The 16,248-nt window shown below is 69.0% G+C and carries 10 protein-coding genes and 2 pseudogenes; 6 read left to right on the plus strand and 6 right to left on the minus strand.

Annotated features, from left to right (window positions below):
* The 4 genes and pseudogenes from eccCb to ABW137_RS25680 all read left to right on the plus strand — a co-directional run.
* Positions 1-1,807 (plus strand): type VII secretion protein EccCb (gene eccCb / locus ABW137_RS25665; protein WP_526404281.1); only part of this gene is annotated, 1,807 nt, incomplete at its 5' end.
* Entirely contained in the window at positions 1,804-3,282 is a 1,479-nt protein-coding gene (gene eccD / locus ABW137_RS25670; RefSeq protein ID WP_526404282.1) for a type VII secretion integral membrane protein EccD, read from the plus strand. The genes eccCb and eccD, both read left to right, overlap by 4 nt.
* Positions 3,283-3,311: 29 nt before the next feature.
* Complete coding sequence (gene mycP, locus ABW137_RS25675; RefSeq protein WP_526404283.1) at positions 3,312-4,700, plus strand: type VII secretion-associated serine protease mycosin; 1,389 nt, start codon at positions 3,312-3,314, stop codon at positions 4,698-4,700.
* 525 nt (positions 4,701-5,225) lie between these two features.
* Positions 5,226-6,335 (plus strand): annotated as a pseudogene (locus ABW137_RS25680) (MinD/ParA family ATP-binding protein); the annotation flags it as partial.
* 47 nt (positions 6,336-6,382) lie between these two features.
* Here ABW137_RS25680 and ABW137_RS25685 read toward each other — a convergent pair.
* Together ABW137_RS25685 and ABW137_RS25690 are read right to left on the minus strand one after the other, a co-directional pair.
* Positions 6,383-6,679 (minus strand): YbaB/EbfC family nucleoid-associated protein, encoded by a 297-nt coding sequence (locus tag ABW137_RS25685; RefSeq protein WP_526404284.1) that lies wholly within the window; start codon positions 6,677-6,679, stop codon positions 6,383-6,385.
* Between the two features lie 76 nt (positions 6,680-6,755).
* On the minus strand, positions 6,756-7,406 hold the full coding sequence (locus ABW137_RS25690; protein WP_526404285.1) for an RNA polymerase sigma factor: 651 nt from the start codon (positions 7,404-7,406) through the stop codon (positions 6,756-6,758).
* A 792-nt stretch (positions 7,407-8,198) separates the two neighbouring features.
* Between ABW137_RS25690 and ABW137_RS25695 the strand changes: the two genes are divergently transcribed.
* Positions 8,199-9,347, plus strand: coding sequence for a MalY/PatB family protein (locus ABW137_RS25695; protein WP_526404286.1), 1,149 nt, complete (start codon positions 8,199-8,201; stop codon positions 9,345-9,347).
* Here the strand turns inward: ABW137_RS25695 and ABW137_RS25700 are convergent, their stop codons facing one another.
* The 4 genes and pseudogenes from ABW137_RS25700 to ABW137_RS25715 form a co-directional block, all read right to left on the minus strand.
* On the minus strand, positions 9,348-11,213 hold the full coding sequence (locus tag ABW137_RS25700) for an alpha/beta hydrolase family protein (protein ID WP_526404287.1): 1,866 nt from the start codon (positions 11,211-11,213) through the stop codon (positions 9,348-9,350).
* Positions 11,214-11,217: 4 nt separating this feature from the next.
* Positions 11,218-13,005, minus strand: coding sequence for an N-acetylglutaminylglutamine amidotransferase (locus ABW137_RS25705; RefSeq protein WP_526404288.1), 1,788 nt, complete (start codon positions 13,003-13,005; stop codon positions 11,218-11,220).
* A 15-nt stretch (positions 13,006-13,020) separates the two neighbouring features.
* Positions 13,021-14,304, minus strand: coding sequence for a circularly permuted type 2 ATP-grasp protein (locus ABW137_RS25710; protein ID WP_526404290.1), 1,284 nt, complete (start codon positions 14,302-14,304; stop codon positions 13,021-13,023).
* A gap of 246 nt (positions 14,305-14,550) precedes the next feature.
* Positions 14,551-15,615 (minus strand): annotated as a pseudogene (locus ABW137_RS25715) (carboxylate-amine ligase); the annotation flags it as partial.
* Positions 15,616-15,793: 178 nt separating this feature from the next.
* Here ABW137_RS25715 and ABW137_RS25720 point away from each other — a divergent pair.
* Positions 15,794-16,248: SDR family NAD(P)-dependent oxidoreductase (locus ABW137_RS25720; RefSeq protein ID WP_526404289.1), on the plus strand; the 455-nt coding region annotated here is incomplete at its 3' end.

The following is a 16,248-nucleotide window of genomic DNA, read 5'->3' on the forward strand; positions in this document are numbered from 1 at the left end:
GGTGGCCGTCCTCGCGGAGGAGGAAACGTCCACGTCGTCGACGCGGACGACGCTGCTCGACGTCGTGGTCAGCCGACTGCAGGGACACGGCAGGCCCGCCCACGAGGTGTGGTTGCCCCCGTTGGAGGCCAGCCCCGCCGTGAACGCCCTGCTGCCCGACTCCAATTGGATCGACCCTCGAAACGTCAACGGACGCTTGCTGCTGCCCGTCGGCATCGTCGACCGACCCTACGACCAGCGGCGCGACGTCATGGTCCTCGACCTCGCCGGCGCGAAGGGGAACGTGGCCGTCGTCGGCGGCCCGCAGTCGGGCAAGTCCACCGCGCTACGCACTCTCATCATGGCCGCGGCCGCCACCCACACCCCGGAGCAGATTCAGTTCTACTGCCTGGACTTCGGCGGCGGCACGCTGGGCAGTCTGACCAACCTTCCACACGTCGGCAGCGTGGCCGGCCGGATGGATTCGGATCGCATCCGTCGCACCGTTGCCGAGGTGACCGGAATCCTGCGCGCGCGGGAGGAGCGCTTTCGCGAGTTGGGCATCGAGTCGATGCGCGACTTCCGCCAGCGGAAGGCCACCCTGGCCGCCATGCCGCCGGCGGAGGCGGCCCGAGACCCGTTGAGCGGCGACCACTTCGGTGACGTGGTGCTCGTCGTGGACGGATGGGCGACCATCAGGAGCGACTTCGACATGCTCGAATCTGCCCTGCAGGCCATCGCAATCCAGGGCCTGTCCTACGGCGTCCACCTCGCGATCAGCGCCACCCGCTGGATGGAGATCCGACCGGCAGTCAAGGACATGATGGGTACCCGCGTCGAGCTGCGGATGGGTGACCCGATGGACAGCGACGTCGGACGCAAGTTCGCCGAGCTGGTTCCCGTCGGGCGACCGGGACGCGGGATGAGCGCCGAGCGGCTGCACATCCTCATCGGCCTGCCGCGGCTGGACTCGACGTCCGACGTCGAGGATCTCCCGGCCGGCGTCGCCGCGGCCTGCGCGACGGTGCGCTCGGCATACGGCGACCGGGAAGCGCCTCGGGTGCGCATGCTCCCGCACGACGTCGACCGCGACGCCGTCACCGCGGCCGCCCGCACCGCAGGCGCGCTGGGCAGGAGCAAGGTGGCCATCGGGGTCAGCGAATCGGAGCTGGCGCCCGTGGTGCTGGACTTCGACGCGCAGCCCCACCTCGTCGTGTTCGGCGACGCCGAGTGCGGCAAGACCGGACTGCTGCGCAACATCGCCGCGGGCCTAGTGGAGGGCTCGACGCCGGAGGAATGCAAGATCGTCGCAGTGGACTTTCGGCGCACGCTGCTGGGTGCGGTCGAGAGCGACTACCTGAGTGCCTACGCGACCGCCGCGCAGTCCTGCTTGGAGGCCATGCAGGAACTCGCGGGGATGCTGAAGGAACGGCTGCCACCCAGCGACGTCACCCAGCAGCAACTCCGCGACAGGTCGTGGTGGCACGGCCCCGACGTCTACGTCCTGATCGACGACTACGACCTGATCCCCGGTGGCTCGATGAACCATCCGCTTGGCCCGCTCGTCGAATACCTGCCCCAGGCCCGCGACGTCGGTCTGCGGGTGGTCATCGCACGCCGCATCGGTGGAGCCGGGCGGGCGATCATGGATCCCATCCTCGGGCGTCTCAAGGATCTGTCGTGCCACGGCCTGGTGATGAGCGGGACCAAGGACGAGGGCGCGCTCTTCGGCTTCCGTCCCCAACCCATGCCACCCGGACGGGGCATGCTGATGTCCCGGTCGGTGAACTCCGACGTCATCCAACTGTCGCGGATGCCGGACCTGTGACCGAAATCGACTTGATGGCAACCGATCTCGACTCGAACGGGCACGCAGCGGTGTCACCGGTGCCCGACCTGGTGCGGGTTGCGGTCGTCGGGGAGCACCGACAGGTCGACGTGTCCCTCCCGCTGGACGTCCCGGTCGCCCTGCTAGTGCCCGAGGTGGTGCGCCTCTTCGACGGCTCCCCCGAGCCCCGGCAAGGTGGATCGACCACGCCGCCCGCCGGGTCCGAGGACCGACCCAAGGACGTGGTCTGGACGCTGGTCGGAGCCCGGTCAGGAACACCCCTGGCGCCCGACGGCACCCTGCGCGGCGCCGAGATCACTCAGGACGACGTCATCTACCTGCGAGGTCGGCGGACCCTCGCCGCCCCCACGTTGTACGACGACGTCGTCGATGCCGCGGCTCAGCTGAACCAACTGGGCCATCCCGGTTGGAACGCGTCCGCCGCCGGTCGCACCGCGTACCTCGGGGTGGGCCTGGCCGCCGCGGCCTGGATCTACCTCTTGCTGATCGATGCGTCGAGCCCACGGCGGGCCGCGATCCTCGGCCTGTCCGCGTTCGTGGTCGTGACGCTGCTGGTCGTCGCCGCGATCTTCGCCAGGAGCGCCGGGACACCTCGGGCCGGTGCGGCGCTGGGGTGGGCCTGCCTCCCCATTGCCGCGGCCGGGTGCTGGGCCGGTCTGTCACCCCACGGCACTCTTGCGCTGACCGGTGGGGCGTTGGCCCTGATCCTGCTGTGCACGGCGGGGTACCGCCTCGTCGGCGCCGGCGTGGGGGGCTTCATCGCCGCCGGGGTGTTCTTCGGTTGCGCTGCAATCGGATTGGCCATCCATGCGGCCGGGCTCACCCGCGTCGACGCCGCGGTGTGCGTGGCCGTTGGGGCCACGGTCGCGACGCTGGCCGTGCCCCGGTTGACCGCGCGGCTGGACTATTCCCGCCCCGCCCGACCCGAGCCGGTGGCCGAGCAGTCGTCGCCGGGCACCGGCCCGCCACCCGGCGGTGCGGACGTCGGCCGCCGCGTCGCCCTGGCCCGCGCCCTGCGCAGCGGGCTGTCCTTCGGTTTGGCGGTCGGCGCCTGTTCCGCGGCGGCGGTGGTGCTCTGGGCTGGGCCCAACCCGTCTGGACCCACGCCGTCGTGGTCCACGTTGGCGTTCGGCGGGGTATGTGCAGCGGCGTTGGGGCTACCCCGCCCGGGTGCCAGCGCCCTCGTCGGGCGAGCGGCGTCGGGCCTGCCCGCGGTGGCCCTGGTCGTCGTGGCCGCCGTCGCCGCGGTGAAGGGCGACGAGCCGATGTCGGTGGCGGGCGCCTCGGCGCTCCTGGCGGGCGCGATCGTCGCCGCCGCCGTCGGGTCCGCGTCCGAACAGCCGCACCCACGATGGCGGACGTTGTTCACGACGTTGTCCTATCTCGCGTTCGCCCTGATCGGGCCGAGCGCACTGTGGGTGGTCGGGGTCTATTCGAGATGGGGCTTGCTGTGATGGGGCTTGCTGTGATGAGGCCTGCTGTGATGAGGCTCGGTGTGGGGCAAGGCAAGAGGCCCTGGGGCAGGGTGGCGGCGGTGGTCCTGTTCGTCGGCGGCATCGTGGCCTGGCCGGCGCCTGCGGCGGCCATCGGCCCGCCGGTAGTCGCACCGGGCCCGCCGCCCACGGGGCCCGTCGCCCCGATGGACCCCACCGAGCAGAAGACGGTGTGCGCACAGGCCACCGCCCTTCCCGGCACCCAGTTCCAGCGGCGATCGGCCGGTGACGTGATGCTCGACTACAGCGCCGCGTGGAAGTTCTCTCGGGGAGCGGGTCAGAAGGTGGCGGTGATCGACACCGGCGTCGCGCCCAACCCCAGGCTGCTCGCCCTTCAGCCTGGAGGCGACTACGTCTCGTCGTCGGATGGCCTGGTGGACTGCGACGCGCACGGCACGCTGGTGGCTGGAATCATCGCCGCCGCGCCGAGCCAGGACGACGGCTTCAGCGGCGTGGCGCCGGAGGCGACCATCCTGTCCATTCGGCAGAACAGCGGTGTGTACGCGGTGAAGGGAGCGGGGACGGCCCAGGACGATCCGAACGCCACGTCGGCGGGGTACGGAAACACGCAAACGCTGGCCTATGCGATCGTGCGGGCCGTCGATCTGGGGGCGACCGTCGTCAACCTGTCCGAGGCGGCGTGTGCGCCGGTGGGGACGGACATCGACGACGCCGCAGTCGGTCTGGCGGTGCGCTATGCGTTCGAGCGCAACGTCGTCGTCGTTGCCGCGGCGGGAAACATTGCCCAACAGGGCAAGTGCAGCGCCCAGAACGGGGTGGGCGATCCGAACCTGCCGGTCTCCGATGCGTGGGCCACGGTGCGTACGGTCGCCAGCCCGGCGTGGTTCTCCGATTACGTCCTGACCGTCGGCGCCGTGACCGCGGCGGGCCAGCCCGCCGATTTCTCGCTGCGCGGACCGTGGGTGGACGTCGCGGCGCCCGGTGCGCAGATCACGTCGCTCAGCCCGACCGGTCCGGGGTTGATGAACGCTTGGCTGGATCCCACGGCCGGGCCGGTACCGGTGAACGGCACTAGCTTCGCGGCCCCCTATGCCGCAGGGGTGGTCGCGCTGTTGCGGTCGCGGTTCCCGGAGATGTCCGCGGGCCAGGTGATGGAGCGGATCAAGCGCACGGCCCGGACGGCGTCGTCGGGTCCTGACGAGGCCGTCGGCTACGGCGTCATCGATCCGGTGGCCGCACTGACCTTCCAGGTGCCGGCCCAGCCGTCGAGCCCCGATGTCGTGCGGGCGGTGGCCGTGCCAGCGCCTGCCGTCTCGGCGGACCACCGCGCGCGAAACCTCGGGCTCGGCGTCCTGGTCGGGTGCGCGGTGCTCGCAGGCATCGCGATCACCGTTCTGCACGCGCCGACCCGGAGGTAGGGGAGGGCCGAATTACCGATCCGACGCTCAATCACGTTATGACAAACCACAATTGGAGTAACTAGGGTGACTGTGACAGACGACGACCAATTCGCCCCCCAGCCGGGCGACGACGTGGACAGCAGGGCCGCCGAACTGATGGCGCGTCTGGCCGCACGGCAAGGCCTGCACGACGCCGCGCCTCGGGAGCGCGTCCCGAGTGCCGAACCCGTCGAACCGGCGCCCCAGGCCGAAACGCCCCAGCCCGAAACGCCCCAGGCCGAAACGGCCCAGGCCGAGGCGCCCCCGCCTGTCGAAACCCCACCCGTCGAAGCCCCGCCCGTCGAAGCCCCGACTTCGGACGGCACGCAACGCACCGGGCGCCGGATGGCCGCGCCGCCGTGGCAGCCGACCGCCGATCCGCCCGTGGTGGAGCCGCCCGCACACCGGGACCGCAATCTCGACGCATCGCCGGCCGCCGACGCCCGCGGGCATGGTCGCCCGGTGCCGCCAAGAGGGCAGCCCGCGGACCCCCGGCGGGCATTCCGCCCAGATTGGCAGTCCGGTCCCCCACCCCCACCTCCCGGCTGGAACGGTCCGCCGCCCCCTCCGGGCTGGCCGGGGCCACCACCGCGGATGCCACCCCGCCGGGACCGGGTTGCGCCACCACCCCCCGCTCCTGATGACGAACTGGCGGCCCGCCGACGCGCTCAGACTCAGACCCCGGCCACGCGAGCGGCCCGGCCCTTCGACGACGACGATTCCCTGGAGCCCGAACGGCTGACCCCGCAATTCGGGTGGCGGCGAATGCTCTATCGGGCGACCGGGGGCCGGGTCAATCCTGGTGTGTCGCAGAAGGACCGCGAGCAGCAGGACCTCTTGGAGCAGATCAAGCAGCCCCTCGGCAGCGACTTCCGGATCGCGGTGCTCTCGATCAAGGGGGGCGTGGGGAAGACGACGACCACCATCGGACTCGGTTCGGCGTTCGCCATGGTTCGCTCCGATCGCGTCATCGCGGTGGACGCGAACCCGGACCGCGGCACGCTGGCCGAGCGCATCTCAGATTCGTCGACCACGTCGACGGTGCGCGACCTGCTGCTCGATCCCGACGTCTCGCGCTACGCCGACGTCCGCCAGCACACGCGCATGGCGCCCAGCCGACTCGAGGTGCTCGCCAGCGTGCAGGACCCCGCGGTGGCGGAGATCTATGGCGAAAGCGACTACCGACGCACGGTCGAGATTCTGCAGGCGCACTACAACATCATCCTCACGGACTGCGGAACCGGGATCATGCACTCCTCGATGGCGAGCGTGCTCGACCTGGCGCATGCACTGGTACTCGTCAGCTCGCCGGCCGTGGACGCCGCCCGCAGCGCCGCGGCCACGCTCGACTGGTTGAGCGAGCATGGCTACGGCATGTTGGCGCGGGAGTCGCACGTGGTTCTCAGTGGTGCTCAAGCGAACTCGAAATCACCGGTGTTCGAGGAGGTGTTCCAGTACTTCGAGGCAAGGAGCGGGTCCATCCACGTCATCCCGTTCGAGCCGCACCTGGCCAGCGGCGCCGACGTCGACTTCGCCATGCTGTCTCCGGATGCGGTGCGCGCCTACCTGGAGCTGGCGGGCGCCGTGGCTGCGAAGTTTCCTCGGGTGCGTTGAGGCGGCGTCGGGGGGCAGGCGCCGGTCCCGGGTCCGTCCGTCGGTGCCTACTCCACGCCTTCGTCGACTCCTTGAGCTCGTTTCCCGAACTCGTTCAGCAGGAATGCTTGTCGATCGGCGACGAGTTCGGCCGCCGCATGTGCGACCTTGACTATCTGATCCGCGAGGGCGTCGGCCCCGTCTCGGTAGGCGTCCTCACGCAACCACAATCCGGTCGGTGCGCCCCACCCGTCTACCTGCACGCTCACCGACCGGTCGGCATTGCTCACCGTCACCGAGAGCGTTTCGATCTGTTCGTTGAGCGCCACGGCGAGGTCGCGCTGTTCGGCGAGGCGGTCGTTCACGACGGTTGCACCACCGTCGACATCGATGCCAGACGTGAGGAACCGGGCCTTCGCAGACCCTGCAACGGTCCCGGGCTCATGCGCACTTCCTTTGTGTCAGAATCTCGCGAAGCGTCTTGCGGCCTCGATGCAGCCGTGATCCCACAGTACCCACCGGGATGTTCAAGATCTTCGCGATCTCGGTGTTCCGGTAGCCCTCGACATCGGCGTAGAAGACCGTGTCCCGCAAATCATCTGGCAGACTCCTCAGGGCGATCACGGCGGCATCCGGCAGCGCGGCGAGCACCTCCACCTCCGCCGACTGCCGAGCACGTGACGGAAGCGAGCCCACGGGGATCGGATGCTCTTCGGTCAGATCACCGCTGAGCAGCTCCGATGGTCTGCGTTGCGCAGCCCGATAGGAATCCACCCAGGCGTTCACCATGATTCGGTGCAGCCAGGCCTTGAGGTTGGAGCCCTCGCGGAATGAGCCGTAGGACAGGAAGGCCTTGAGGATCGTCTCCTGGACCAAGTCTTCGACGTCGACCCGTTGTGCGCACAGATTCCATGCTTGCCCCAGCAGATGATCGGTCAACGGAACGACGCCCTCGATGAAACGCGATGTTTGCGATCCGGGTAGAGCGCCGGTCACCGCACCTTCCACCGCTTCCGGGGGAAGGGGTCGAACGAATGCCGAGGATGCCCGCTGCAACGTCGCAGAGGCGACAGGGACACTTGACGAAGACATGAGTCAAAGTCCTTTCATACAAGGTCTTTTCGCTACGATCCTCGGCGCCCGCCAAGGACCTGATTCACAACGAACATTAAGCCGAAATGGCTGGCGCCGCATCCATGGGTGCCCGACATGCACCGTTACGCGAGCCCGTCGGTTACCAGATAATGTTTGCTGAAATCCTCAGAATCTTGATTTGGCAACGACATCCGCACGCGGTGCGGTGCTCGCCTCCCGCGGTGATCCCGCCCCACCTCCACCGCCCCGTGGCGAGATGCCGTTGCGGATTTCGACCCTGCCCGCGCCCGCCGAGACCCAAGAGAGCGGCACCCGACGCTCAGCCGGGGAGTCATGCCTGCACAAATGCTCAGGAGTGCTCCGGGCTGTGATGGTGGGCTTCATTGCCACACGTGAAACGTGGTTTCGTGACACGCCGGCGCGCGCAGCCCCCGGCTCGGAACGCGCCGTCCGTCCGCACCGCACCGCGCGCACACGGCGACGATCTACGCCGACGTCAAATCGTGACCGCAGCGTGCGATGCGATCGGACCTGCCGTGCCACCCAGAGCACTTGCTCGTGGCCCGCACTGGATTCGCACCCCTCGGGGATGGGGTGGTCCGCGGTGGCCACCGCCGTTGGCAAACGCCGTGCAATTCAGCTGGGCACTCGACCACCGAGCTGCCTGCGTGGCGAGAATTCACCCTTCGTTCACCGTGGATTCGGCACAGGCACTGTCAGGTCATCCTGACCAGAAGGGCCAGAAGACCCCGAGTTTCGGCGGGCCGTGGTCCCGGGTACAGCCGCTCAGTGGCCGACGAACTGCACGTAGCGCCGATCGAAGAACTGCGACGGCGACGCAGCGCGAAGTGGCGCACGCATCCCGCCGACGTGCTGCCGCTGACCGTCGCGGAGATGGACTTCGGACTGGCGGAGTCGGTGAGCGACGCTCTGCGCCAGGCGATCGACCTCGGGGACACCGGCTATGCCGTGCCGGTTCCGAGCCTCGGCGAGGCATTCGCCGGGTTCGCGGGGGTGCGGTGGGACTGGGACGTGGACGCCGCCCAGGTCACCGCCATCACCGACGTCGGGGTCGGCGTGGTCGAGACGCTACGGCTGGTCACGCGCCCCGGCGACACCGTGGTGGTCAGTCCACCCGTCTATCCGCCGTTCTTCGACTGGGTCCAGGAGGCGGGCACCCGCCTCGGGGAGGTTCCGCTGCATCACACCGACGACGGTTGGCGACTCGACCTGCCCGCCTTGGAACACGCCTTCGCCCGACGCCCCGCCGCCTATCTCCTCTGCAATCCCCACAATCCCGTCGGACGTGTCCACGATCCGGACGAGCTCACCGAACTCATCGGGCTCGCCACCCGGTACGGCGTGACGATCGTCAGCGACGAGATCCACGCGCCGCTAGTGCTGCCCGGCGCCACCTTCACGCCGTTGTTGACGGTGCCCGGCGCGCCCGAGGTCGCCGTCGCCGTCACGTCGGCGAGCAAGGCCTTCAACCTCGCCGGCCTCAAGTGCGCCGCCATCGTCACGGGGTCGAGCGGGATGGCCGCCCGAATCCAGGCTCTGCCACCCGATACCCGATGGCGGACAGGGCAATTCGGGCTGCTCGCCACCGTCGCTGCCTATCGCGACGGTGGAGCCTGGCTCGACCGACTACTCGTGACGCTGGACCGTCGACGCGCCCAGCTGACCGACCTCCTGGCGACGCGCCTGCCCCCGATCGCGTGGACGCCACCGCAGGCCACGTACCTCGCCTGGCTGGACTGCAGATCGCTCGGCGACGCGGACGTCGCGCAACGACGGTTCCTGGAGCGTGGCAGGGTCGCGCTGGAGCCCGGTCCACGGTTCGGCAATCCCGGAAACGGCTTCGCCCGCTTGAACTTCGCTACGAGCTCCGACGTGCTGGCGGACGCGGTCGAGCGGATGGCCTCCGCGCTCCCGTAGTCAGCCGGCGACCTCGAAGGCATCGGTGAGCCAGTCCCGGATGGCCGTCACCAACACCACGCGGTTCTCCCGCTTGACGATCGCATGACCCTCGTCATCGAGGATCATGCACTCGACCTTCCTGCCGAGTCTCTGCAGCGCGTCGTACATCTGCCGGGACTCCCCGGGCGGGACGTTGTTGTCGTTCGCTCCGTGCACCAGCAGCAGGGGCGGCGTCAGCGCCTCGACCCGCAGCAGTGGCGACAGCCGGTCGAGCAGCTCGCGGTCGTTGATGGGGTGACCGTACTTCGGATATGCCTCCGCGGCGATCCACGGATCGGTGTTTCGGTAGAAGGTGCCAAGGTCGCTCATCCCGCAGATGCTCACCCCCGCGGCGAACAGCTCGGGGTGAAACGTCAGCACCGCCTGCGTCAGGTAACCACCGTATGACCAACCGCTGCAAGCGATTCGGCTCGAATCGAAGCCCTCGTCGATCAGGAAACCCACGCAGTCGGCCACGTCGTCGATCGCACCGAAGCGCAGGTGTCGATCGTCGGCGTGGCAGAAGCTCCTGCCGAATCCGCCCGACCCGCGAACGTTCGGTGCCAGCACGGCGATTCCCGCGTCGAGCAACTCGGGGAAGATCTCGCTGTAATCCGGTCGGGACTGGCCCTCGGGACCACCGTGCAGGTAGATCATCGCCCCCGCGACGTCGACACCCCGTGGCTCGTAGAGCCAGCCGGTGAGACCGAGCCCGTCGCGGGCCTCGATCCTCACCAATCGCGGAAGCGGCGTTGACGCGCCACCCCGCGGTTCGTGGTCGATGCGCTCCCACTCCCCCGATCTCGGATCGACGAGTTCCACCGTTCTCGGCGTCGCCGGGCCCTGCACGGTCAACGCCACCGTCGAACCACCTGCGCTGATGCTGAGCTCACCGGCGACCGGGCCTGGCAACGGAATCGGCGCGCTCAGCGTGTTGTCGGCGTACTGCAGGACCTGTAATTCACTGCAGCCGTTGATGTTCCACAACAGTGCGACAGTCGAGAGGTCGTCGCTGACGGCGAACTCGTCGAGGTCGTGGCCCGGGCGCTCCGCCACGACGTGGTAGGACACCCCGTCCTCGGTCACGGTCAGTTCGATCAGCCTGGCGTGCTCCGCACCGTTGTCGCTGCGGACCAGGGCACGCACGTAGCCGCGCGTGCTGTTGATCGGGTAGTCCTTCGCCGGGTGGTACAGCGTCATCGTCTCGCCTTCGAGACCGGACCGGATGCGACGGGGTTGATGGTCGTCGAGGATCACCCCCGCGTCGGTCGTGGCGCCGGGATCGGATGGTAGGAGCGCGATCTCGGTCAATCCGTGGAGCAGGATGAGATCCCGGTAGCCGCGGGGGCCCACCCGTACCAGCGTGGCGCCCGCCCAGGAGTCGACCAGCTTGCCGCCCGATCGGCGGTCGAGCACGATCGTGGTGCCGTCAGTCGGATTGATCAGGCACGAACGGCCGACGCCGTCCTGACCGGTCAGGATCGCCGCGATCTGGATGCCATCCCACCCGACCAGCTGGGCCGTCCCCTCGGGATGCCCGACGGGCCAGCTGTCGATGCGGCGGGCCCCGCGATCGTCGGGATCGGTGGTCACCAGCCAGATCTGGGTACGGGTGCCGCCGTGGGGGGCCACCTCGCAGGCCAGCCAGTGCCCGTCGGCGGAGTGCACGATCCTGGTGACCGGCCCCTCCACCGGAAGCTCCACGTCGCGCGACGAGGTGGCTCGCCAGCCCCGCAGGAAACGCTGCACGGCCCGCGGGTAGCCGCCGTCGTCGACCAGGCAGGCGAATGCCGTTCCGTCGGGCGAGAGCGACGCTCCGTAGGTGGCGCGGATCCGCTCTGTCACACCCTCAGCGCGCTTCCATGCTCTGCAGCCACATCTCCAATACTGCCAGCTGCCACAACGCGTTGGACCCCAACGTCGTTCGGGTGTCGTTGGGTGCGGCCAAGAGGCGGTCCAGCGTCTCCTGGCGATAGAGGCCACGCGACCGTGCGGCGTCGTTGGTCAGCGCGTCGCGCACCATCTCCATGACCTCACCGTGCAGATGACGGATACCGGGCACGGGGAAATAGCCCTTGGTGCGGTCGACGACCTCGGCGGGCAGCAGCGCACGCGAGGCGTCCTTGAGGACGCCCTTCCCACCCGCGGCCAACTTGAGGTCAGCGGGGCAGGTGGCGGCCAACTCGACGAAGTCGTGGTCGAGGAACGGCACCCGCGCTTCCAGGCCCCACGCCATCGTCATGGTGTCGACTCGCTTGACCGGATCGTCGACGAGCATCACTTGGGTGTCCAATCGCAGCGCCGCGTCGACGGCCGTCTCCGCACCCGGCATACTCTGATGTGCCAGCGCGAACTCCCAGCTTGGATCCTCCTCGGCCACGGCGTATTCCGGACTGAAGATCTCGAGCGTGTCGGCATGCCCGCGATCGAAGAACACCTTCGCGTAGGCCTCCGTCGTCCGCTCGCGGGGCACGTTCGCCAACGGCGGGTACCAGTCGTACCCCGCCAGGATCTCGTCGGCGCCCTGCCCGGACTGCACCACCTTGACCGACTTGCTGACCTCTTCGGACAGAAGGTAGAAGGCCACGCAGTCGTGGCTCACCATCGGCTCACTCATGGCGGCGATCGTCTTCGGCACGGCGGGCAGCAGCCGGGACCCGTCGACGTGGATGCGGTGGTGATCGGTGCCGAACGTATTCGCCACCAGATCGGAGTAGTAGTACTCGTCCCCGGATTCGTCACCGACCGAGTCGAATCCGATCGAGAACGTGGCCAACCCGGTCTGCCCCTGCTCGGCGAGGAGGGCGACGACAAGGGACGAGTCGATGCCACCGGAGAGCAGGACACCGACCGGCACGTCGGCCACCATCCGTCGTGTCACCGCCGTGCGCAGTGAGTCCATCAGCGCGTCCTGCCAGTCGCGGTCACTCCACGACGCACGCTCCTGATCGCGCTCGAAAACCGGTGTCCAGTAGACGGTGTCGGTGGACGAGCCGTCGGGCCGGATCACACGCACCGTCGCGGGCGGCAGCTTGCGTACGCCGCGATAGATGGTGCGGGGCGCGGGTACCACCGAGTGGAAGCTCATGTAGTGGTGCAGCGCGGCGCGGTCCAGTTCGGTGTCGACCTCGCCGGCCCGCAGCAGTGCACCCACCGTCGAGGCAAAGCGTAACCGGCCCGGTGTCTCGGCCAGGTACAGCGGCTTGATCCCGAGACGGTCGCGGGCCAGCGTCACCACCCCCGTCGCGCGGTCGGCGATGGCGAAGGCGAACATCCCCTTGAAGCGGTCCACACACCGCGTGCCCCAGCGATGGAACGCCTTGATCACGACCTCGCTGTCAGCGGAGGAGAAGAACCGGTAGCCGGCGTCCTGCAGCTCCGTACGCAGCGCCTCGTAGTTGTAGATGCACCCGTTGAACACCAGGGTGAGACCGAGGTCGCTGTCCACCATCGGCTGCTCCCCGCATGCGGACAGGTCGATGATCGACAGCCGTCGGTGACCGAGCGCGATCGGCCCGTGCGCCACGACGCCATCCGAATCCGGGCCGCGGGACACCATGGCGTCGGTCATCCGGGTCACCGCGCCGACGTCGGCGGACCGACCGTCGAAGCGGACCTCGCCGCAAATACCGCACACGTGCTGTCCGTTCCCCTACGTCGACGACGTCGAAGCGTCGGTCAACAACCAAGTGTCCTTGCTCCCGCCGCCAGACGACGAATTGACGATCCGCGAGCCGTGGGCGGCCACCCTGGTCAGCCCCGCGGGCATCACCTCGGCGCGCACCCCGTCCCGCCCGTCGGGCCGCAGATGGACGAACGCTCGAAGGTCGACGTAGTGCGGATACATTCCCTCGCCGTCGAACGTCGGATGGGTGGAGAGGGCGATCGTCTCCTGCGCGATGAAGCGCTCGGGCTGGGTCTCCAGTTCGCGACGTCGGGCGTCGAGTTCGGCCGCGTTCGCGTCGGGTCCGATGACGACGCCGATCCCGCCGAACCCGTCGATCGGCTTGATCACCAGCTCCGCCAGATGATCGACGACGTAGTCGCGCTGCTCGCGTTCGGCACAGATCCACGTCGGCACCTGGGCCAGCAGCGGCTTCTCCCCGAGGTAGTACTCGATCATCGCGGGTACGTGCGCGTAGATCGCCTTGTCGTCGGCGATCCCGTTGCCGAGGGCGTTCGCGATCGTCAACGTTCCCCCGCCGACCGCCTTGAGGAGGCCAGCCCGCAGCGGCACCCCGTCGTAGCCGGTGGAGGACAGCAGCATGTCCTCGTCCATTCGCGCATACACGACGTCGATCGGGCGGATGTCCGAACCGAGGTGCCGCACCAACCGACCGTCGCGCACGGACAGATCGGCGGACTGGACGAGCGCCACGTCCATCTCGGCGGCGAGGAAGGTGTGCTCGAACCATGCGGAGTCGTCCCAGCCGCCGGACAGCAACGCCACCGACGGCTCACCGTCGCACCGCGCCGGCGCCGATGCGCGCAGGGTTTCGAGCAACAGCTCCGGAACCCGATCGACGTCACCGATGCCGCGAGGCCTCACGACTTCGGGGAGGTGCCTGGACAGCAGCCGGCGGCTCATGATCGCGTAGGCGATGCCCGATGGCACGCGCAGGTTGTCCTCGAGCACCATCCACTTCCCCGCGCCGTCACAGACGAGGTCGGTGCCGCAGATCTGGGCGCGCACGGCATGGCTCGCCAGTCGACCGACGGACCGGAACCCTGGGGCCCTGTCGAGCGACTCCACCGGGATGATGCCGTCGGCGACGATGGCCTGGTCGCAATACACGTCGCGCAGAAATGCATTGAGGGCCTTCGCCCGCTGCCCGAGACCCGCCGTCAGGTCCGCCCACTCGTCGGCCGCGATGACGCGGGGCATCGGATCGAGGGGGAATACCTGCGCCCGGCTCTGGCCGCTGACCCGGAACATGACGTTCTCGGCGCGCTGATCCTGTTCGATGGAGCTCTCCCTGGCCCTCAGTACGGTCACCCCGAGTCCCGCGATGGATTCGAGTATCCCCCGGTATCCGGGTCGGGCCAGACCGTCGACGTCGACGGCTTCGTCGTAACTCGGCGGCGCGGCGGTGTCGGCCGGATCGAACGGGCGGTTGGGGTGGTAGCCGAACAGCAGAGTGGGGTCCCCGAAGACCGCCGCCGCTGCGTCGGGAAGGTGGCCCGCGGTTTCGTCGATCAATTGGTCGACGACGTCGGTGAGGCGGCCCCGCCTGCGCAGGGCACGACGCTGGCGGGCGGCCGACGTCCCCGCGACGAGCGTCTGGCGCGCCAGGTCGCTCACCACGTCCCAGTCTCCCGTCGCCTCCAGCTGCGGACGCAGCATCGACACCAGCTCGGTGACCACGTCGACGGCGGGGCGACCACGCGGAATGCTCACGTCGACCAGTTCGCCTTCGAGCCCGGAGCGGGCGGCCCGCCACAGCGCGGCGCGTCCCATCGGGGTGGAGATCCCCAAGGGGGGAGTCCCTGCGCGCAGACCTTCGACCTCGCGTTCGACGAGGGCACGGAACAGGCCCGCGATGAGCACGATGGTGTCGATCGACGGGCAGCTGTCGCACACCCGAAGCTCCAGGGTCGGCGCCTCGACCGCGGGCCGCACGTCGAAGTACACCATGCCCTTGTCGGCGATGGCACCACTGTTGACCAGGTCGTCGACCAGCTGATCGAACTCGGCCGCCGTCGACACCGGTGCCGCAAGACCCGTCGTCGGCCAGCGTTGCCACACCAGCATGCGGCCGCTCGAGTAGCCGGTGTCCGAACCGTCCGACCAGAACGGTGAGCTGGTGCTCAGCGCCAGCAACGTCGGCACGAACGGCGCCACCCGGTTCGCCACGGCGACGGACTCGTCGCGGTCGGCGATGCCGACGTGCACCTGGGTCCCGCAGATGAGCTGTTCGCGCGCCAACAGCTGGTAGTCCGCGAGCATCTGCCGATACCGGGGAGTCTCGGTGACCTGCATCTCGGCGGGTACCGACAACGGCACCGCGCCCGCGGCGACGACACCGATTCCGAGCGTCGCCGCGGCCTCCACCAGGACCTTGCGGTGCTGCACTAGGTCGGCGCGCAGATCCTCGAGACTGTCGACCACCCCGCTGTTCATCTCGACGACGCATCGTTGCAGCTCAGCCACGTAAGTATCGGAGAGTTCGGCGAGGAGCTCCGGCGCACGGGCGGTCAGGCGTCTGGTCTTGAGGTCGACGAGGTGGAACTCCTCTTCGACGCCCATGGTCCGTGGGGTCACCGGGGTGGGCTACCCGATAAATTGACGGCCAAGCCGATTTAACCTGATCGACCCATACCGACCCGCGGGGCCAGCGCCGCCGGGCGCCCCGGCCCTGGCACTGACAGTCCTAGGACGGTCGAAGTCCTGGCTGACGGTGCGCCCAGTGGCGCATGGTGGTGACATGACGACGACACTGATCACCGGGGCCAACAAGGGCATCGGATTCGAAACCGCCCGTCAACTGATCGCCGCGGGCCACACCGTCTACGTCGGCAGCAGGGACGCCGAACGGGGCCGCCGCGCCGCCGAGCAGTTGGGGGCCCGCGCGGTCCAGCTCGACGTGACCGACGACGCGTCCGTACAGGCGGCCGCCGCCGTCATCGAGGCCGACGGGGGCCTCGACGTTCTTGTCAACAACGCAGGCGTCGAGGAGCGCGGCGACGGCAACGTCGTGATCGGGCCTGCGGAACTGACCGCCCCGCTGATGCAGAAGACGTTCGAGACGAACGTGTTCGGCACCGTGCGCGTCCTGCACGCGTTCCTGCCGCTGCTGCAACGGTCGGCCGCACCCGTGGTCGTCAACGTCAGCAGCGGTCTCGGCTCGCTGGCCCAGGTCTCGGCGATGCCGGCGGGCAT

Origin of the sequence: Mycobacterium sp. (genome assembly GCF_040509115.1) — a bacterium.
In the GTDB taxonomy this organism is placed as follows: domain Bacteria; phylum Actinomycetota; class Actinomycetes; order Mycobacteriales; family Mycobacteriaceae; genus Mycobacterium.

Excerpts from the sequence above, each read along its gene's own strand:
- mycP (WP_526404283.1), top strand. The coding sequence starts at position 3,312 with ATGAGGCTCGGTGTGGGGCAAGGCAAGAGGCCCTGGGGCAGGGTGGCG.
- ABW137_RS25690 (WP_526404285.1), bottom strand. The coding sequence starts at position 7,406 with ATGTCTTCGTCAAGTGTCCCTGTCGCCTCTGCGACGTTGCAGCGGGCA.
- ABW137_RS25710 (WP_526404290.1), bottom strand. The coding sequence starts at position 14,304 with ATGTTCCGGGTCAGCGGCCAGAGCCGGGCGCAGGTATTCCCCCTCGAT.